The sequence below is a fragment of the Cellvibrio sp. BR genome (assembly GCF_000263355.1).
Lineage (GTDB): Bacteria > Pseudomonadota > Gammaproteobacteria > Pseudomonadales > Cellvibrionaceae > Cellvibrio.
This window is the reverse complement of sequence record NZ_JH668200.1, coordinates 136,926-155,020: the sequence shown is the minus strand read 5'-3', so window position 1 is coordinate 155,020 and position 18,095 is coordinate 136,926. Positions and strand designations below refer to the sequence as shown.

Below are 18,095 nucleotides of genomic sequence, written 5' to 3'. Positions count from 1 at the left end.
CGGGTGCCGCCTTCGGTTTTTTTGGTGGGTTGATCAGGGTGAAAAATAGCGGGAAGCTTTATTGTTTGGTTGCGCCAAATACTGAACCGATGATCTGGCTGCCGCGTCCTACCGGGTCTTTGCGGATCAGTTGTTCTTCCACCGCGACTTGTTTAAACAGGCCGTCCAGCGCCATGTTCAGCACGTGTTGCTCTAAATCCAGGCTGGGTTTGTTGGCCAGCGGCAGCATGTTGTAGGTGCCGAGCAGCTGTTGGTATTGGTTGTAGAAACCGATTTGCTGCAGGTTTTGTTTGATGATCGGCATATAACGCTGGCGCAAACTGGCTTCGGTCTGGCCACGGAAGTAGTCGGTGGCTGCCGTGCTGTTGCCGCGTACTATGCCAAGCGCATCGGTCACGCTCATATTGCGCACGGCATCCACAAACACTGCTTGGGCTTCCACGGCCGCTTTTTCCGCGCCCTGATTCATCAAGCCTTCTACGCGATCCAGTTGGCTGCCCAGTCCCATTTGGCGCAAAGTGCCAGCAATTGGCTGCAGGTTCGCGGGTAATTCAATGCGGTAGAGCGAGCTATTGGCGTAACCGCCGGGGGCGGAAAGGCTGGTGGCGGCGCGGTTACTGCCCAGTTCCAAGGCTTCTTTAATGCCGCGAATCAGCTGTGCCTGATTGTTATAACCAGCGGCACTGGCAACGGCAGCGCCGGTTTCTGCCATTTGTGGCAGGGTGGCATTACAGGCGACCAAGCTCAGTGGCATCAGTAACAGGCAAGTGCGGGCAAATTTCATAATCTTTCCTCGGTGAGTTAAAAGGTGTCGCCCGGTGTCAGGGCGTGTAAAAGAATGCGATGGGGCTGGCGGTCAGTCTGATAGCGCCAACGTACATTCAAATCCAGTAGTTTCATACCGTAAATCCGCTCGGGATCGGGCTGCTGGTATTGGGGGCGCGGGTCTTGCTGCAGCACCTGGGTGATTAATCCTGCGAGGTCAACTCCCATTTTTTGCTGGTAATCGCGACAAATTACCGCAAGATCGGTGGGTATTTCCACTTCAATGACCGCTGGCGGCTGGGGGGCAAAGTGGTTGTAGGCATCGGCCACCGCGTCCACATAGGGCACATAGGGTTTGATATCCAGAACCGGGGTGCCATCGAGCAAATCCACGCCGCTAATGCCCAGTAGTAATTTCCCATTGCGCTCGCGCAGCCCGGCAAAACGCACCACCGACAGACCGATCGGCGCCGGGCGCGTGGGTGAGCGGGTCGCAAAGACGCCCAGGCTTTTATTGCCACCCAGGCGCGGTGGTTTGACCTTGGGCTTCCACTCCTCGCGGCTATTTGCATGGAAGACAAACTGCACCCACAGATGGCTGGTGCCTTCCAGTCCCTCAAACGCTGCCGGATCGTTGTAGGGCGGCAGCAGTTCGATCTCGGCGGTGGCCAGTGGTGCCAAACCGGGCTGGCGCGGTATGCCAAATTTCTCCTTAAAACAGGAGTGGACAATACCTATGGCGGGGAAGGTGAAATCCATAAGGAGGCACAGGTGGGAAACAAGCCGCCAAGGCTAGGCAAAAGCATCGGGCAGCTCAACCTTTATTTACATCGCCAAGGGCTTCTTTTTTGTGTTTTGACTGTTAGTATTTGCATTTGTAAACGGTTACATTATTAAAAACGATAAGATCCTGCCTTGTTTTGGCCAGTTCCGAGGAAATGTTATGCCCATTCAATCCCGTTTTAGCCTCTCATTAGTGCTGGTGTGCGCCAGCCTATTATTCGGTTGCGATAAGCCATCCAGCAGCAGTGTTGGCAGTTCCAACATTGACAGTTCCAGTAGTGGTAGCTCAGCAGCAGCGGTTGAGTCCCACACGCTTGCCTTGATCGACACCCAGGCGACGGCACAAACCCGCGCGCTCTACCACAGCCTCGCCGCTCTGCGCGGTAAACACCTGTTGTTTGGCCATGAAGATAGCCTCGCCTACGGTGTGCATTGGGAGGGGGATTTGGACCGCTCCGATGTGCGTGATGTCACCGGCAGCAATCCTGCACTGTACGGCTGGGAGCTGGGCGGTTTGGAATTGGGGCATGAACAGAATCTGGATGGCGTTAACTTCAAACAAATGCAGCAGTGGATTAAAGCGGGCTACAGCCGTGGCGGTGTGATAACCATCAGCTGGCATATGTACAGCCCCGTTTCCGGCGGCAATTCCTGGGATAAAACCCCTACGGTGCACGAGCTGATTCCCGGCGGCGCCAAACACGACGAACTAAAAGCCTATCTCGACAGCTTTGTCACCTTTAATGAAGCGCTAAAAGTGACCGATGGCGCGGGTGTGGAAACCTACATCCCCATTATTTTCCGCCCCTGGCATGAGCATAATGGCGACTGGTTCTGGTGGGGTAAGGGTCATGCGAGCGAGGCGGATTACATCGCCCTGTGGCAGTTCACGGTCAAGTATCTGCGCGATGAAAAAGGCCTGCGCAACCTGATTTACGCCTACTCACCCGACCGCAGCCGCATCGATATGGCTAACTTTGAGCGCGATTATTTGTACGGCTACCCCGGTGACGACTATGTGGACGTGATCGGTTTGGATAACTATTGGGATGTCGGCCACAGCGCCAATAACGCCAGTGCCGATGAGCAAATTGCCAACTTCACCGCCGCGCTCAAACAGATCGCGGGCATTGCCACTGCGCGCCATAAAATCGCTGCGCTCACCGAAACCGGCAACAACACATTGACCATTCCCAACTTCTGGACTGAGCGGATTCTGGCGCCAACCCTGGCTGATGCCCAGGCCAGTCAAATTGCTTATGTGATGGTGTGGCGCAATGCCAATATGGCGCGGGAGAAATCCGAGCAGTTTTTTGCCCCCTATCCGGGGCAGGCAACGGCGGAAGACTTTATCCGTTTTTACCAAAGCCCTTATGTGCTGTTTGAAAACGAATTGCCCAGCCTTTACGACAAGCCCGTCCACTAGGTTTTATCGCTTATATTTTGCAGCCTTGGCAATTGCCAGGGTTTATCGGGTTTTGTTTGTCCTTCGCTGTCAATTTATGGTTGTCGGCAAAATTTACAGTTTTGTGTGATTTGCGTCACAGGTTGTGGTGTGTATTATTGATCCCAAAGGAAAAAGTAAAACGGGCATGAAATCTGCTCTACTGCGATCAAACTTAGAAGTCGATACTACTACCACAGGTTTTCTTATGACTTTTCATCGCGTTACTTACCGCAACCTGCTCGCTGCCGCCGCGTTATTGGGTGTTTCATCCCTTGCCAGCGCAGGCCCATTGAATGACTACAACCTGATTTTGTTCGGCGATTTGAACGTATCGGGCGGCAGTGGCCATATTGAAGGTAAAGCCTTTATCGGCGGCAATGTAGTGAATGCTTCAGTGTTTGCGCAGAAGGAGCCGGAAAATTCCACCGCCGATACCGTTAAGGTCGTGGGTAACTTTGCCAGTAACAATGGCACCCATATCGATCGCGGCTACCTCGCCTATGAAGGCAGCTTTTCCGGCCCGACAAATATTTGCAACGGTAATGGTTTGGTGCCCAGTGGCTGCTTGAAGCAAGTGACAGATGGTTCATTGACGGCGGAAAAAACCAGCCTGTTTGCACAATTGCAGGCCGAGTCTGACTACTACAAAAACCTGGCTACATCGGCTAACACCGATCTGGTTGGCGATATGAACAACAAGGCTTTTACTTACACTGGTGCAGCGACGGATCTGGTGGTGTTTAACATCACCGCCCAAGAGCTGACCGGGCCACAGTGGAGCCTGAATATGGACTTTCCGACAAGTTTGAATGTGGTGATCAATGTGTCTGGCAGCAGCTTTAACGCTGGTAATACCAAAAACGGCACCCAGAGTTTCCGCGATAATTTCAACAATGTGCTGTGGAATTTCTACGAGGCGACCAACCTGAACTTTGGCGACTCCTGGTTTGGCTCGGTACTAGCTTTAAACGCGACTATTGCCACCAATTCCAATCTGGATGGTGCCGTCGCCGCCAAGTCTTACGTGGGCAATGGTGAAATCCATAAAGGTAGTTGGGATTACACCCCACCCGTTACCGAAGTGACCGAACCATCGATTTTTATCCTGTTGTTAACTGGTATCGGTTTGATTGGTTTAGGTCGGCTGCGTCGCCGCTAAATTCTTCACCGCGCCACAATAAAAAAACCGGGACTTAGCCCGGTTTTTTTATGCCTGCACTTTTTTAAATCGCAAAGTGAGCGATCTGACTTTGCAGGTTTTTAGCGGTGTTATCCAAACGCTGGGCGATCTGCACTGACTTTTGTGCATCCTGATTGACGTTATCGATCAAACTCACTACCTGGATAATATTTTTGTTGATCTCCTCCGCGGTGTAGCTTTGCTCTTCAGCGGCGGTGGCGATTTGCATATTCATGCCCAGAATCCGGTTCACTGACTGGCTGATCTCGTTAATGGAGTTGCCCGCCTGACCGGCCATTTCCATGGTGGCGCCGGTTTTTGCCAAGCTGGTTTGCATGGCGCTCATCGCATTGCTCGCGCCTTGTTGCACCGCGTGAATAATCTGTTGGATTTCAGCAGTGGAATCCTGGGTGCGTTTGGCCAGTGAGCGCACCTCGTCGGCCACTACCGCAAAACCGCGCCCCTGTTCACCGGCGCGCGCGGCTTCAATCGCGGCGTTCAACGCCAGCAAGTTGGTCTGTTCGGCCACGTTTTTTATCACATCCAGCACCCCGCCAATACGGTTGGTATCGCCCTCCAGCTGGGTCATCACCTGGCCTACGTGATTGACTTCACGGCTGAGCTGGTCAATCGCACCAAGGGTACTTTCCATGATTTTCAGCCCCTGATTGGCGTTGTTGTCCGCATTTTGCGCGGCATTGGCGGCGCCACCTGCATTGCTTGCCACTTCTTGTACGGTGGCTGTCATCTCGGTAATGGCGGCGGATACCTGATCGGTAGCGTGGTGGGTTTGGTCGGTATAACGCGCGAGGGTGGAGGCGGTCTCGGTGATCTGGCTGGAGGCCTGATTCAAGCTCTGCATCGACCCCTGTACGGCGGCAACCACACTCACAATGCTTTGTTGTACCTGCTGGATACTGGCGCCCAATTTCCCCAGCTCGCTGTTATCGCGGAAGTTAAGTGGCTCGCGGAAGTTGCCCGCCGCCAGTTTGCTGAGGTGTTCATTGATCAGGCCCAGCGGCAGCAACAGATTCTTGCGCAAAATAATTAACACCAAAAACACCACCACAAATCCCCCGCAGAGGATCAGGGCGCTTGCCCAGAAGGAGACGCTGGCGCTGGCCTCCAGGTTGGCTTGGGTCTCGGTGCTGACTTTGGCGCTAATCAGCGCGGCTGATTCCTCCAGCAGCTTGCTGGGTTCCCGGTCGATACCGGCGACGGCTGCATCGCCCGCGGCTGAATCAAAATCCGCCGCTTTAAACGCATCCAAGCCTGTTTGATAGCGGCCAAAGGCAGTTTCATGGGCGCGCAAAAAAGCCTCTACCTGTTCCCGGCTGGTGCCGCTGAGTTCAACACTCAGGGCTTTGCCTTCTGCCTGAATACTCCGTTGCAGGGTTTCAAACTGGCCCCAGTACTGCTGGAGTTTGTCCGGGTTCTTGCCACGCAACAGCACGTTTTTCCACTCCTGCACCTGGGTTTTAAAGTGGTAGTTCATGCTGCTAATCGCCCGCTCATGGGCGACCGAGTTGGCAATCAGCTGGTTGTAATTGGCGATGGTATTGCTGAGTAGGGCGATGGCAATGCCGCTGATAATCATAAACAGCACAACGCCGGCGCTGACTGCAACGAGCAGCCGCCCTTGAATACTGGAGAGGGAGAACATGGTTGAATCCTTCGAGAGCAATTGAGCTTGAAGTATAGATGGAACTTGAAGAGCAAGAGATAAAACGCGCCAGCGGGGCGAGGCGCGTTTGGAGAGGAAATACTTAGCGTGGCAGGATGGTTTTTACGCCGTCGTTGGTGCCCAGCAGCAACACATCGGCGCCCTTGGCGGCAAACAGGCCGTTGGTGACAACGCCAGTAATCTGGTTGATGGCCGTTTCCAATCCCACCGGGTCGATGATCTGCAAATTGTGCACATCCAGAATCACATTGCCGTTGTCGGTAACTACGCCGTCGCGATAGACCGGTGCGCCGCCCAGTTTGACCAGTTCGCGGGCGACATAAGAGCGCGCCATGGGGATCACCTCTACCGGAAGCGGAAACTTGCCCAGCACATCCACCCATTTGCTTTCGTCGGCGATACACACAAATTCTTTGGATATGGCGCGCACAATTTTTTCACGGGTAAGCGCGGCACCGCCGCCTTTGATCAAGTGCAAATAGGCGTTGCTCTCATCGGCGCCATCCACATACACCACCAGCTCACTCACCGAGTTGCAGTCCAATACCTCGATGCCGAGTTTTTGCAGGCGCGCAGCCGATGCGTCAGAGCTGGCAACCGCACCGGCAAAATGGTCGCGGATTTCACCCAGGTAATCGATAAAAAAATTGGCGGTAGAGCCAGTGCCGACGCCGATAATCGAATCGCTGAATAATTTGGGTTTGATGTATGCAATTGCGGCGCGCGCCACGGCTTGTTTGAGTTGGTCTTGGGTCATGGTGATCTCTATCTGGGGGTCAGGCTAGTCGTGAAATTCGGGAATGTGCGTCAGAAACTTGCCACATTATACGGATTTTCGCCGTGCCAGCGGCGGCTAAATTGTTTACACTGCGGCGACTTTTTTATTCGTCGACTAATCAGTCCACTCACTCGCGAACGCCAGAATTCCCATGCCTGAAACCTATATAAAACGTATTCTCAACGCCCGCATCTACGACCTTGCAGTGGAAACACCACTCGATGAAGCACGCCTGCTCTCCGCGCGCACCGGCAATAAAGTGTTGCTGAAACGTGAAGATTTGCAGCCCGTATTTTCATTCAAGTTGCGCGGCGCTTATAACAAGTTGCTGCAGCTCACCGAAGAAGAGCGCAATCGCGGTGTGATTTGCGCCTCGGCCGGTAACCACGCCCAAGGCGTAGCCCTCGGTTCACAACACCTCGGCATTAAAGCCACGATTGTGATGCCACGTACCACGCCGGCGATTAAAGTGGATGCGGTGCGTGCGCGCGGCGCCAAAGTGGTGTTGCATGGCGACAGTTATGACGAAGCGTCTGCCCACGCCAAAAAGCTGGTGGAAGAAAAAGGCCTGACCTACGTGCACCCCTTTGATGACCCGGATGTGATCGCCGGTCAAGGCACCATTGCGATGGAAATCCTGCGTCAGTATCCCGGTAAAATCGATGCGATATTTATCGCCGTTGGCGGTGGCGGTTTGGCGGCCGGTATTTCTGCCTACATGAAATATGTGCGCCCCGAGATCAAAATTATTGCGGTGGAATCGGAAGAGTCCGCCTGCTTGAAAGCGGCGCTGGACAAGAAAAAGCGCGTGGTACTGCCGCAAGTGGGCATCTTTGCTGATGGCATCGCGGTGGCACAAATCGGCGAGGAGACCTTCCGGGTACTGCGCAAAACAGTCGATGAATGCATTACCGTGAATAACGACGAAATATGCGCAGGCATCAAAGATATTTTTGAGGATACCCGCTCCATCGCCGAGCCGGCGGGCGCAACCGGTATTGCCGGGTTGAAAAAGTATGTGGCCGAACACGGCATTACCGGTCAAACCCTGATTGCCATCGACTGCGGCGCCAATATCAATTTTGATCGCCTGCGTTATATCAGCGAGCGCACCGAAATTGGCGAACAGCGCGAAGCGATTCTGGCGGTGACTATTCCCGAGCGCCCGGGTGCTTACAAAGAGTTCTGCAAGGCACTCGGCAAACGCAATATCACCGAATTTAACTACCGCTACGCCGATGCCCAAGCCGCGCGCATTTTTGTGGGCGTGCAAGTGGCGGCGGGTGGTAAGGATCGTGCGGATCTGGTCACTGAATTAAAAAATCAGGGTTACGATTTGGTGGACATGACCGAAAACGAATTGGCGAAATTACATATTCGTCACTTGGTTGGCGGCCACGCACCACAAGCCACCGACGAAGTGCTCTACCGCTTTGAATTCCCGGAGCGCCCTGGTGCACTTATGACCTTCTTAAACAAAGTCGCCGGTCGCTGGAATATTTCCCTGTTCCACTACCGCAACCACGGCTCCGCCTCCGCGCGGGTGTTGGTTGGCATGCAAGTGCCGAAAAAAGACTATGCCGAACTGAAAGTGTTTTTGAATGAACTCAATTATCCCTATTGGGATGAAACCAAAAACGAAGCTTACAAGTTCTTTTTGGGGTGATTTTCCTCCTTGCTCGTCTGCAAAGGGCGCTTCGGCGCCCTTTTTTATTCTTGATAAACCCCACCTTAAAAAAGTGGGGTTTTGTATTTTTGCCTATCCGTCAGTTTGTTGCTCGGGCTTTCAGGTGCAGGCTTCGGGTTGTTTGGGGGTTTTTATTGTGATATAAATCATATCGGATCAATATCGGTCAATATTGATCTTAATCGATCATAAACAATAAAAGAGACGGTGAATAGCCCTCCCTAGGAGGAGCGGTGGTAGCCACCCCATCCAGCGAGAGAAATAAAAGGTCAAAAAATGATGATAACTATAGCTTTTTCCAAATTGCGCCGGGGCTTGTTCCTGGGGGCGTTGACAATAGGGTTTCTAACGGCAGTAGGCGTGCAAGCCGCACCTCGCTGGATGGAGAGTTTGGATCGGGGAGTGGTAGTTGTACCTGCCAAAGAGGGGGGAAATCTGGTGAGTTGGCGTCTGTTAGCGACTGATGCCCCAAAAACACAATTCGATGTCTATCGTGACGGTAAAAAGATAAATTCCCACGGCCTCAAGGCCGTTACAAATTGGGTCGATAAGGCAGGTGCCGCGCAGTCAACCTATGAGATTCGAGTCCACCTCAAAGGTAAAGAACTTGAGCGCAGTAAACCGGTCGGTGTCTGGGCGGAGGGCTACTTGCGTGTGCCCGTCCAGCAGCCCGAGGGAGGCGTTACGCCGATTGGAGAAAACTACACCTATACCGCGCACGAGACCAGTGTCGCTGACCTGGACGGCGATGGCCAATATGAAATTATCCTGAAATGGGAACCGACCAACCTGCAGGACAATGCCTTTAGTGGCTACACCGGTGAGGTTTATTTAGATGCCTATAAGTTGGATGGAACAAAATTATGGCGCATTAATTTGGGGCGCAATATCCGTGCGGGCGCTCACTATACCCAGTTTCAGGTGTTTGATTACGACGGTGATGGCCGTGCAGAAATGGCCGTCAGGACCAGTGACGGGACGGTAGATGGAACTGGCAAGGTTCTCGGTAATGCAGACGCTGACTGGCGCGAAACTGGTGGCGAGGTTCCATCCACCGACCGTACGGGAGGTGTGGTAAAGGCTGATGGCAAGATGGTTGCCCCACTACAAGGGCGCATCATGAAGGGGCCGGAGTTCCTGACAATATTTGATGGTTTAACTGGCAAAGCACTTGCGAGTGAACCCTATTGGCCTGCACGCGATCCGCGTACCGATGCACCGACAGAAGCACAACTGAAAGAGACTTGGGGGGACGGTTATGCCAATCGTTCAGATAGGTTTTTGGCTGGAACTGCTTATCTTGACGGGCAGCGCCCGAGCATCATTATGGCGCGCGGTTACTACGCCAGATCGACAATTGCGGCGTGGGACTATCGGGATGGCAAGTTGAGCAAGCGCTGGGTATTCGATTCTGACACTCAGGAAAATCCTGAAAAGTGGCGCGGACAGGGCAATCATTCGATGTCGGTTGCCGATATCGATGCTGATGGGCGCGATGAAATTATTTACGGCGCAATGGTTATCGATGATAACGGCAGCGGTCTGTGGTCGACCGAATTGCGTCATGGCGATGCCCTTCATGTTGGCGACTTTGATCTTTCCAATCCCGGGCTTGAGCAGTTTGGTGTGCTCGAACAGCCATCGCAAAATGGCAATATTGTTACTGTTATGTTCGATCTGGATACCGGCAAGATTTTATGGAGCGTTTCAGGAACTCGGGATAACGGGCGCGGCATTATGATGGATATTGACCCGCGCCATGCCGGAGCTGAATCCTGGACTGCCGTTGACCCTCATGTGCGCGATGTAAAGGGCAATGCAATTGGCACAATAAAACCACAAACCAACAAGTTTGCTGTGTGGTGGGACGGCGACCTGCTGCGCGAGCAACTCGAACACAGTGCGATTTATAAATGGAATTGGCGGGAACAGCGCTCTGATCTTTTGCTAATGGGAGCGGGTACCGCAGCCAAAGGTGCCCCTGCACTTGCCGGTGATATTTTGGGTGACTGGCGCGAAGAGGTGATCTGGGCGGCGGCAGATAATCAATCGCTACGTATTTATGCAACCCCGTACCCCACAGATAAGCGCTTGGTCACATTGATGCACGACGCCCAATACCGCGTTGCTATCGCTTGGCAAAATACCGCTTATAACCAGCCGCCCCATCCGAGTTTTTATCTGGGGCAGGGCATGAAAAATCCATCGACTCCCAACATCATTCCCCGGAAATCAGCCAAAGAAACCGTCCAGCACAAGTGACTGTTGCTCTTTACTCATTTATATCGAGGCTAAATAACTATGTTCGGTAAATTTTTGATAATGATTGTTGCTGCACTAGGCATTGCCACTTCGCTTGGCGCTGTAGCCGCCGATGCGCCACAGTTGAAAAAGCAGGGCACGGCTACGCAATTAATTGTGGATGGAAAGCCGCTGTTGATTCTGGGCGGAGAACTGGGCAATTCGACCGCATCGGATCTAAAGTACCTGAACACCCATTGGGCGACCTTTAAAACCATCGGTCTCAATACGGTTATTGCGCCGGTTGAATGGGATCAGATTGAGCCGAGGGAAAAAGTCTATGATTTTGCTCCGCTCGAAGGTCTGATCAAACAGGCCGAAGCCAATAACATGAAGCTGGTACTGCTGTGGTTTGGCGCCTGGAAAAACTCCATGTCCAGTTATGCCGCACCTTACATCAAACACGACTACACCACCTATTCCAGGGCGCAAGACGATAAGGGCGTAGCGCTGGATATTCTCAGCCCCTACGATCCGGACAATTTAACGGCCAACCAGCGGGTGTTTAGTGCGCTGATGGCGCATTTAAAAAAGGTCGATAAAAAACACACTGTGGTGATGGTGCAAGTGGAGAACGAACCGGGCATGTTGCCCGTGGTACGCGACTATAGCCCCCAAGCTCAGGCGGCTTATAAGGGACAGGTGCCCAAGGCGCTGATGACCTATTTAGAGGCTCACAAAAATGGGCTTCATCCCTATGTTCACAAGGTTTGGGCAGCCAAGGGTTTTAAAACCTCCGGCATCTGGTCGGAAGTGTTTGGTGACAGTATTGAAGCGCAGGAAATCTTTCAGGCTTGGGGTTACGCGGTCTACCTCAATGAGCTGACTAAGGCGGGCAAAGCCGCTTATAACTTGCCCATGTACGTCAACGTTGCGCTTAACAGCCCCGAACAGAAGCCCGGCGAGTACCCCAGTGCAGGTCCACTTCCCCATTTGTTTGATATTTGGAAAGCGGGCGGGCCGGATATCGACCTGATCGGTATGGATATTTATTACCCGAATTACACCGAGTGGGCTGATCAATTCAAACGCCCTGATAACCCGGTGTTTGTGCCTGAAGCGAATCGATCCGGCCAGCCAGATGCCGGTGGCAATGCGTTTTATACCTTGGGCGAATTAGATGGTATTGGCTTTTCACCCTTCCACATAGAATCCCTGCCCAATCCGGCCACCAATGTGCTGACGGACGCCTACCGCGTATTAAACCAAATCGCCCCACTGGTGCTGGCGAATCAAGGCAAGGGCACCATGCGCGGGTTCAAGGCACCGCTGAGTGCGGCAGGTGTTTTGGACGAAAGTCCACGGGTATTTGATCTGGGTGGATACAACCTCACGGTTTCCATGGTCGACTCCCGAACTCCCAAAGAGACGCAGGATATTCCCGCTCACGGGGGCTTGATCATCCAGACGGGTAAGGATGAGTTTCTGGTGGCGGGTAGAGGGGTAATCATCCGTTTCGCCGATACCACTAATGCTGGTGTCAGGGTTGGAATTGAACAAATTGTTGAAGGTGAGTTTGTCGATGGCAAATGGCGTGACGGGCGTTGGCTCAATGGCGACGAAAGTGGTCAAGGGCGCTATCTGCGCCTGCCTCCGGAGCAGTTTGGTATCCAGAAGATCAAGGTCTATCGCTATAAATAGAATGAATAAGGGCGCTTCGGCGCCCTTTGCTATTTCTGCCTTTTGATCTTTCGCTGTTTGATCTTTGTCCCCGCCAAAAGCTTAATTAATCGCCCCCAGGGTTAATTTATGTTCAGAAAGTGGCGCGTGGAGGATTTTGGTGTAAGCTGGACAACGTTGTCAGGTGGCGAGTTAAAATAATTGCTGATTGCAAATAATCAGTGGCCGCCAATAAACAGTAAACGCCAACAATCCTAAAAGCCCAATTTCATTTCCAGTAGGTGGGAGTTCCAATAATGAGTGTATCCGGTCAAGTGTGGCGGTCGGGCCTTGTGGCCCTGGTGATGGCAGCAGGGTTTGTGCCCTTGGCGCAAGCGGCGAATTTGAGTCAGCAACAGCTAACTGGCTTTGCCAGCGATGCAAAATTGGAGTTTGCGGTAGTATCCAATTTGGGCGCCAAACCGGAAGCGCGGATGACTCTCACCAATGACTCGTCGGTGGCGCTGCCTGCCGGTGCTGGTGATTGGCGTGTTTATATCCATTCGGTGCGTAAACTCGATAGCACTGAAGTAGAGGGTTTGAGTCTGCGTCACGTGCAGGGCGATTTGCATGAAATCGCACCCACGGCGGCGTTTAAAGGTTTGGCGACGGGCGCATCTATTGCCATTCCCTATACCGCCAGCGCGCATTTGGTGAGCTACAGCGATTTTATGCCGCGTGCGTTTATCGCCCAGCCTGGCTTGAAGGCGGAAGTGTTTGCCAATACCGATACCGAAAACCTGAGTGAATTTGTTGCCCCTTTTGCGACTCGCGAGCAGCAGTTGCGCAGTGCTAATGATCAGTATGCGATTGCGACGGCGGCGAGCCGCTATCAGGACAATTTGGCGGTTAACCGCATTGCCACACTGGATGCTGGCGCGAAAATAATTCCTACACCCGCGCAAATTAAGTATCGCAGCAGCACTGCAATACTTGATGGCAGTTGGCAAATTAGTTTTGCCGGGCGATTGGCGGGCGAGGCCAAGTATTTGGCCGACCAACTCAAAGCTTATGGATTGACGCTGAATGCCAGCGCCGATCACATCAAACTCAGCGGCAAGTTGATCGAGCTGCGTGTTGATGCAACAACGGCAAAACCCGAGGGCTACAACCTGACTATCGCGGCCGACAAAATCACCATCGTCGGCGGTGACAATGCCGGTGCCTTTTATGGCATTCAAAGTGTGTTGAGTTTACTGCCCGCGCAAACGGCCAGCAGCTATGCGCTGCCGCAGCTCAGTGCGAGCGACGCGCCACGGTTTAACTGGCGCGGTATGCACTACGACATGGCGCGCAACTTTCATGGTAAGGAGGTCACGCTGCGTTTAATCGAGCAGATGGCGCGCTACAAACTGAACAAGTTGCACCTGCATTTAACGGAGGATGAGGGTTGGCGTTTGCAAATCCCCGGTCTGCCGGAGTTGACGGATATCGGCGGTAAGCGCTGTTTCGATCTCACCGAGCAGTCCTGTTTACTCACCCAATTGGGCACTGGCCCGCACACCAGCGGTTCGGGTAACGGTTACTACACCACCGAGGACTTTATCGAAATCCTCAAGTTTGCCAGCGCGCGTCACATTGAAGTGATCCCCGAAATTGATATGCCTGGTCACGCCCGCGCGGCGGTGAAAGCGATGGAAGCGCGCTATCACAAACTGCTGAAAGCGGGCGACAAAACCGCCGCCGAACAGTATTTGTTATCCGACCCACTGGATAAATCCCAATACATGACGGTGCAAAACTACACCGACAACTCCATCAACGTGTGTTTGTCATCCACTTATGCGTTTGTTGATAAGGTGATTTACGAACTGCAGCAAATGTACCGCAAAGCAGGAACCAAACTGGTGACTTTCCATATGGGTGGCGATGAAGTGGGCGCCGGTTCCTGGGCGGCATCACCGGCTTGCGCCGCGTTGTTTGCCAAGGGCGAGCAGGGAGTGGCCGGGGTTGCTGACCTCAAGCCTTATTTTGTCAGCAAGCTGGCAGCGATTACCAATACTCGCGGTCTGGCGCTGGCGGGCTGGGAAGATGGTTTGATGTACGACGCCACCAATACCTTCAATCGCAGCCAGTTTGCTAATAAAACCGTGATGGCAAATGCCTGGGACAATATTTGGGAGTGGGGTGTGGCTGATCGCGCCTATCGCTTGGCAAATGCGGGTTACGAAGTGATTTTGTCACCCGGCACCCACCTGTATTTTGATCACCCCTACGAAGCCAACCCCGAAGAGCGAGGTTACTACTGGGCGACCCGCTACAGCAGCACCGAAAAAGTGTTTGGTTTTATGCCCGACAACCTTTACGCCAACGCCGACAAAACCCGCATGGGCGAACCTATCGAAAACCTGGAAGCGCTCGTTGGTCGCGCCCTGCCAGGGTTGGAAAAGCCGGAAAATCTGCGCGGTATTCAAGGCCAGCTATGGAGTGAAACCGTGCGCACCGGCGCGCAATTTGAGCAGATGATCTACCCGCGGGTGATGAGCTTGGCTGAACGCGCCTGGCATAAAGCCAGTTGGGAGGGTGATAAACCAGAAGTTCGCGCCCGCCAACAGGATTGGGCTGATTTTGCGCTCCAGCTCAGTCGCAAAGAGCTGCCCAAATTGGCGGCGACCGGTGCCGACTTCTACTTGCCACCACCCGGTGCCGTAATCGAAAACGGCCAGCTGCTGGCAAACAGCTCGCTGCCCGGTTTGGCGCTTGAAGTCAGTTTGGATCAAGGCAAGAGCTGGGCTCCGTTCACTGGTGCATTGGCAGTCACAAACGGGTCTGTATTGGTGCGCAGCCGTTTGGGCGATAATGCCAGCCGTGTGGTTAGTGTCAGCCCATAAAGGCAATAACTGACATTTATTGACCATTTACAATGAGTGCTGGGACGCGCAACAAAGTCGCTCATTCCAGCTTTTTGTGCGCGTGTTCACGCTTGATGGGCGATTTTCCAGTATTTTTTGCAGTAAATATTCAAATATGTGCGCGTTATGGCGTTTTTGAAGGTTCGGACAGTTTGATTATTCTAAAAAATTGCCTATTATTTGATCGCGCCATAGCTTTTTAGCTGTAATGTGGTTGGCATAAAAACTGCTGTTTTAATTCCGTGTTCCATTGAAGACAATAACGCGCAAGGCTACCACCATGAAAGTTGATGTTCTCTCCGCCGTAACCGTGATTTTTTGCGTAGGAGTGTGCATTACCCTGTTGGATTTAGGTGCTTTAGTTTCTTTTGCTGAAGCGGCTGTTGAATCTGTGTCTGAGTAATTGCTCAAGCCCTTAAGGGCGAGAAGGATTTGTACCCACTACTCCCGCTTCGGCGGGAGTAGTGCTTTATGGGGAAGTGAAAATGGTGTCTCCGTAGATTGGAAGACTTAGGGTTTGACCGCTAACATCCCCGTTTCCGTCGCTATCGCAAACAGGGGAATATCCCAGCTATCCTTGGGCAGTGCATCAACCTGTTGGCAGCTGTGCGCCAGGCCAATCAAATAGGGTCTGCCGGCGGGCTTTTTATGTTTGAACGCAAAGGTGGTGTCGTAAAAACCGCCGCCCATGCCCAAGCGTGCCCCGCTGGAATCAAAACCAACCAGCGGCATCAGCACCACATCCAATAAATTGGCCGGCAGGCGATGTTCGCGGCGATGATCCGGCTCGGCGATGCCATAGCGATTCGGGCTCAAAAGGGTTGTTGCCGAAAACTCCACAAACCACAGATCCTTACTTTTCCCGGGGCGCAATACGGGCAGATAGGTATGTTTTTCCATCTTCCATAGCTGTTGGGCAATTACCGCAGGGTCGATTTCGCCATCGTTGGCGATATAGAGAGCAATATGTTGCGCGCGCATAAATTGCGGCAGTTTCATCAGTTGGCGTAACAATAAGAGCGAAGCTTGCTGTTGTTGCGCGGGGGTTAATACACGGCGCCGCGCCCGCAATTCATTGCGCAGCTGTTGCTTGTATTCACGATGATCAGCAGAGGTGGGAATTAACGCGTCGGCCATAACCAGCCTTAACATAAGCAATAAATTGAGCTATTGCAGAAGAGAAATAAGAGACCCCGAAATGCCGCTACCAAGCTGGCCTTGAACCCATAGGTTCAAGGAGGTAGCACCTGTGGTTTTTAAGGCTTTCCGTCAGGCGGACATGCACACCAAACACAACGAGATACCACCAATTTTGTGGAAATCGGCTCAAGGACTTGTCGGTTTGCAAACATTCCAGGGCGTGGCGCCAGTATAACCCAGAGTGGCTGGCCTTCCGCAAATGAAATTATGCTTGGGTTGCTAATAGTGTTAGGAAATATTCGTCTTAAAAGCAGCTGGTAAATCCACCAAAAATAGGCATTGGTTTAAATTTAAATCAGCTTGGATTTTTAATCGCCAGTGTTGCTCAGTGCGCGATCCAACTTGCCATTCAATCGCAGTAAATCGCTGTGACTTGCCGCTCCGCCCGCAGTATTACCCGCGGTTTTTGCTTGCAGTAATTCGTGGCTCAGGTTGAGCGCGGCCATTACCGCAATCCGCTCAAGGCCGATCACTGCGCCAGTGCCACGGATGGCCTTCATACGCTCGTCCAGCAGCTGGGCGGATTCCAGCAGCGCCTGGCGCTCCTCGCGGGGGCAGGCAACTTGATATTCTTTATCGAGGATTTTCACAAAAACAGTTTCGTTGCTCATTGATGCCTCGATTACTCAGCGTCCAGGTTACGTAAATGGGTGATCATGGCTTCCACACGGCTGCGCGCCAGTTCATTCTTCTCGATCAGGCGCACGCGCTCGCGCTGCCATTCACTTTCGCGCGCTTTAAGCTCGGCGTTTTCTTGCTGCAGGCGATTGCATTGCAGAATCAGCTTGTCCAGCTTGGTTTCAAGGGCGAGTAAAAGATCGTCAGACATGATAATAATTAACCAATAAATAGCGCAGGTCGCCCACTATATTGTGCGTCCGGCATGGGGTCAATCATGGTGCGCAAGTTAATGTAAATTCGAGAAGTTGGTTGTTATTAAATGATTAACCAATAAGTTTTACTTGAGCTGAATCAATAGCAGGATTTGCTCTATAAAAAGTTTGCGCAGGCGTCATGGGCAATCGTGATAGCATTCATTTACTGTCTACGAGAGGCCGATATGACCGAACACACATCCCCCGAACAACTGCTTAGTCCCCTGAATTTTGACGATCTCGCCAACCTGCTGGCACCCCTTGGAACCCTCAATAGCCCTTCTGAATTGCACGGTCTGCTGTGTGGAAAATTGGCTGGCGGCGCCCAGTTGAGCGAAATTAACTGGCTTTTGGATGCCGTAGAATTTTTGGATTTTGTTGCTGCGCCCGACGAGTCGGTACGTATTGCATTGAGTAAGTTGTATCACAACACCTGCAGCGAATTGCAGGGTGAGTTCAGCCTCAAGTTGATGTTGCCGGAAGATGATTCACTGCTGGGTGAGCGCGTCCGTGCCTTGGGTGAATGGTGTCACGGTTTCCTTACCGGTTTTGGCAGTGTGGACCATCAGGGTAAGCGCACGATTGACGAAGAATCCGCCGAAATGTTGCAAGACATCGCCAATATAGTGCAAATCCAGGTGGATGATGAAGAGGACGAACCGAGCGCAGAAGCCGACTATATGGAAGTGACCGAATATGTGCGCGTGGTAGTCAGTAGTTTGTATCTGGAATTTGCCGCCAAGGAATTAGCCGCGCCTACTGTCAGCGCGCCTGCTTCAGATACATTGCACTAAGCTTTTTATAAGCGCGGATTTTTACAGGAACGTTTTTTTAGGCGAACCGCTTTTTTACCAAAATTGTTTTGTACAAGAATTGCTTTTTGC

15 protein-coding genes and 1 other RNA gene are annotated in these 18,095 nt (G+C 52.5%); 8 read left to right on the top strand and 8 right to left on the bottom strand.

All coding sequences use genetic code 11. From position 1 onward, the window contains the following. Window positions 1-58: 58 nt before the first annotated feature. Window positions 59-784 carry a DUF4197 domain-containing protein gene (locus tag O59_RS00690; RefSeq protein WP_007638467.1) on the bottom strand — a complete coding sequence of 242 codons (726 nt, stop codon included), beginning with the start codon at window positions 782-784 and terminating at the stop codon, window positions 59-61. Window positions 785-801: 17 nt separating this feature from the next. Continuing rightward, complete coding sequence (tsaA, locus tag O59_RS00685) at window positions 802-1,524, bottom strand: tRNA (N6-threonylcarbamoyladenosine(37)-N6)-methyltransferase TrmO (RefSeq protein WP_007638466.1); 723 nt, start codon at window positions 1,522-1,524, stop codon at window positions 802-804. Window positions 1,525-1,708: 184 nt separating this feature from the next. Here tsaA and O59_RS00680 point away from each other — a divergent pair, with 184 nt between their 5' ends. After that, window positions 1,709-2,974 (top strand): glycoside hydrolase family 26 protein, encoded by a 1,266-nt coding sequence (locus O59_RS00680; RefSeq protein WP_007638465.1) that lies wholly within the window; start codon window positions 1,709-1,711, stop codon window positions 2,972-2,974. Between the two features lie 226 nt (window positions 2,975-3,200). Further along, complete coding sequence (locus O59_RS00675) at window positions 3,201-4,154, top strand: choice-of-anchor A family protein (RefSeq protein ID WP_007638463.1); 954 nt, start codon at window positions 3,201-3,203, stop codon at window positions 4,152-4,154. Window positions 4,155-4,218: 64 nt separating this feature from the next. Here the strand turns inward: O59_RS00675 and O59_RS00670 are convergent, their stop codons facing one another. Together O59_RS00670 and rpiA are read right to left on the bottom strand one after the other, a co-directional pair. Beyond that, window positions 4,219-5,838, bottom strand: coding sequence for a methyl-accepting chemotaxis protein (locus tag O59_RS00670; RefSeq protein WP_007638461.1), 1,620 nt, complete (start codon window positions 5,836-5,838; stop codon window positions 4,219-4,221). 103 nt (window positions 5,839-5,941) lie between these two features. Beyond that, window positions 5,942-6,616, bottom strand: coding sequence for a ribose-5-phosphate isomerase RpiA (gene rpiA / locus O59_RS00665; RefSeq protein WP_007638459.1), 675 nt, complete (start codon window positions 6,614-6,616; stop codon window positions 5,942-5,944). Between the two features lie 172 nt (window positions 6,617-6,788). On the opposite strand from rpiA, the gene ilvA reads away from it, so the two are divergent. The 5 genes from ilvA (at window position 6,789) to O59_RS22155 (ending at window position 15,539) form a co-directional block, all read left to right on the top strand. Further along, the gene (gene ilvA / locus O59_RS00660; RefSeq protein WP_007638458.1) at window positions 6,789-8,303 is read left to right on the top strand and encodes a threonine ammonia-lyase, biosynthetic; all 1,515 of its coding nucleotides are present in this window, start codon (window positions 6,789-6,791) and stop codon (window positions 8,301-8,303) included. Window positions 8,304-8,600: 297 nt separating this feature from the next. Next, a complete protein-coding gene (locus O59_RS00655) occupies window positions 8,601-10,586 on the top strand; it encodes a rhamnogalacturonan lyase (RefSeq protein WP_198284728.1) in 1,986 nt (661 codons plus the stop codon). Between the two features lie 39 nt (window positions 10,587-10,625). Beyond that, entirely contained in the window at window positions 10,626-12,266 is a 1,641-nt protein-coding gene (locus O59_RS00650; protein WP_007638453.1) for a DUF5597 domain-containing protein, read from the top strand. Between the two features lie 275 nt (window positions 12,267-12,541). Continuing rightward, window positions 12,542-15,115: a family 20 glycosylhydrolase gene (locus tag O59_RS00645; protein WP_050976920.1), complete on the top strand. Its 2,574-nt coding sequence runs from the start codon at window positions 12,542-12,544 to the stop codon at window positions 15,113-15,115. 301 nt (window positions 15,116-15,416) lie between these two features. Beyond that, complete coding sequence (locus O59_RS22155; RefSeq protein WP_007638444.1) at window positions 15,417-15,539, top strand: hypothetical protein; 123 nt, start codon at window positions 15,417-15,419, stop codon at window positions 15,537-15,539. A gap of 107 nt (window positions 15,540-15,646) precedes the next feature. Here O59_RS22155 and O59_RS00635 read toward each other — a convergent pair whose 3' ends face one another. From O59_RS00635 to O59_RS00625, 4 genes are all read right to left on the bottom strand, one after another. Next, on the bottom strand, window positions 15,647-16,273 hold the full coding sequence (locus O59_RS00635; RefSeq protein ID WP_157152426.1) for a 5-formyltetrahydrofolate cyclo-ligase: 627 nt from the start codon (window positions 16,271-16,273) through the stop codon (window positions 15,647-15,649). Between the two features lie 49 nt (window positions 16,274-16,322). After that, window positions 16,323-16,499: non-coding RNA, 6S RNA (gene ssrS, locus O59_RS21255), on the bottom strand. A gap of 145 nt (window positions 16,500-16,644) precedes the next feature. Then, a complete protein-coding gene (locus O59_RS00630) occupies window positions 16,645-16,947 on the bottom strand; it encodes a cell division protein ZapA (protein ID WP_007638441.1) in 303 nt (100 codons plus the stop codon). Between the two features lie 11 nt (window positions 16,948-16,958). Continuing rightward, window positions 16,959-17,165: a TIGR02449 family protein gene (locus O59_RS00625; RefSeq protein WP_007638440.1), complete on the bottom strand. Its 207-nt coding sequence runs from the start codon at window positions 17,163-17,165 to the stop codon at window positions 16,959-16,961. A gap of 231 nt (window positions 17,166-17,396) precedes the next feature. Between O59_RS00625 and O59_RS00620 the strand changes: the two genes are divergently transcribed. Continuing rightward, window positions 17,397-18,005: a UPF0149 family protein gene (locus tag O59_RS00620; protein ID WP_007638438.1), complete on the top strand. Its 609-nt coding sequence runs from the start codon at window positions 17,397-17,399 to the stop codon at window positions 18,003-18,005. The last annotated feature ends 90 nt before the right edge of the window (window positions 18,006-18,095 follow it).

Coding starts and splice junctions, on each gene's coding strand:
- O59_RS00690 (WP_007638467.1), bottom strand. CDS start 784: ATGAAATTTGCCCGCACTTGCCTGTTACTGATGCCACTGAGCTTGGTC.
- tsaA (WP_007638466.1), bottom strand. CDS start 1,524: ATGGATTTCACCTTCCCCGCCATAGGTATTGTCCACTCCTGTTTTAAG.
- O59_RS00680 (WP_007638465.1), top strand. CDS start 1,709: ATGCCCATTCAATCCCGTTTTAGCCTCTCATTAGTGCTGGTGTGCGCC.
- O59_RS00675 (WP_007638463.1), top strand. CDS start 3,201: ATGACTTTTCATCGCGTTACTTACCGCAACCTGCTCGCTGCCGCCGCG.
- O59_RS00670 (WP_007638461.1), bottom strand. CDS start 5,838: ATGTTCTCCCTCTCCAGTATTCAAGGGCGGCTGCTCGTTGCAGTCAGC.
- rpiA (WP_007638459.1), bottom strand. CDS start 6,616: ATGACCCAAGACCAACTCAAACAAGCCGTGGCGCGCGCCGCAATTGCA.
- ilvA (WP_007638458.1), top strand. CDS start 6,789: ATGCCTGAAACCTATATAAAACGTATTCTCAACGCCCGCATCTACGAC.
- O59_RS00655 (WP_198284728.1), top strand. CDS start 8,601: ATGATGATAACTATAGCTTTTTCCAAATTGCGCCGGGGCTTGTTCCTG.
- O59_RS00650 (WP_007638453.1), top strand. CDS start 10,626: ATGTTCGGTAAATTTTTGATAATGATTGTTGCTGCACTAGGCATTGCC.
- O59_RS00645 (WP_050976920.1), top strand. CDS start 12,542: ATGAGTGTATCCGGTCAAGTGTGGCGGTCGGGCCTTGTGGCCCTGGTG.
- O59_RS22155 (WP_007638444.1), top strand. CDS start 15,417: ATGAAAGTTGATGTTCTCTCCGCCGTAACCGTGATTTTTTGCGTAGGA.
- O59_RS00635 (WP_157152426.1), bottom strand. CDS start 16,273: ATGGCCGACGCGTTAATTCCCACCTCTGCTGATCATCGTGAATACAAG.
- O59_RS00630 (WP_007638441.1), bottom strand. CDS start 16,947: ATGAGCAACGAAACTGTTTTTGTGAAAATCCTCGATAAAGAATATCAA.
- O59_RS00625 (WP_007638440.1), bottom strand. CDS start 17,165: ATGTCTGACGATCTTTTACTCGCCCTTGAAACCAAGCTGGACAAGCTG.
- O59_RS00620 (WP_007638438.1), top strand. CDS start 17,397: ATGACCGAACACACATCCCCCGAACAACTGCTTAGTCCCCTGAATTTT.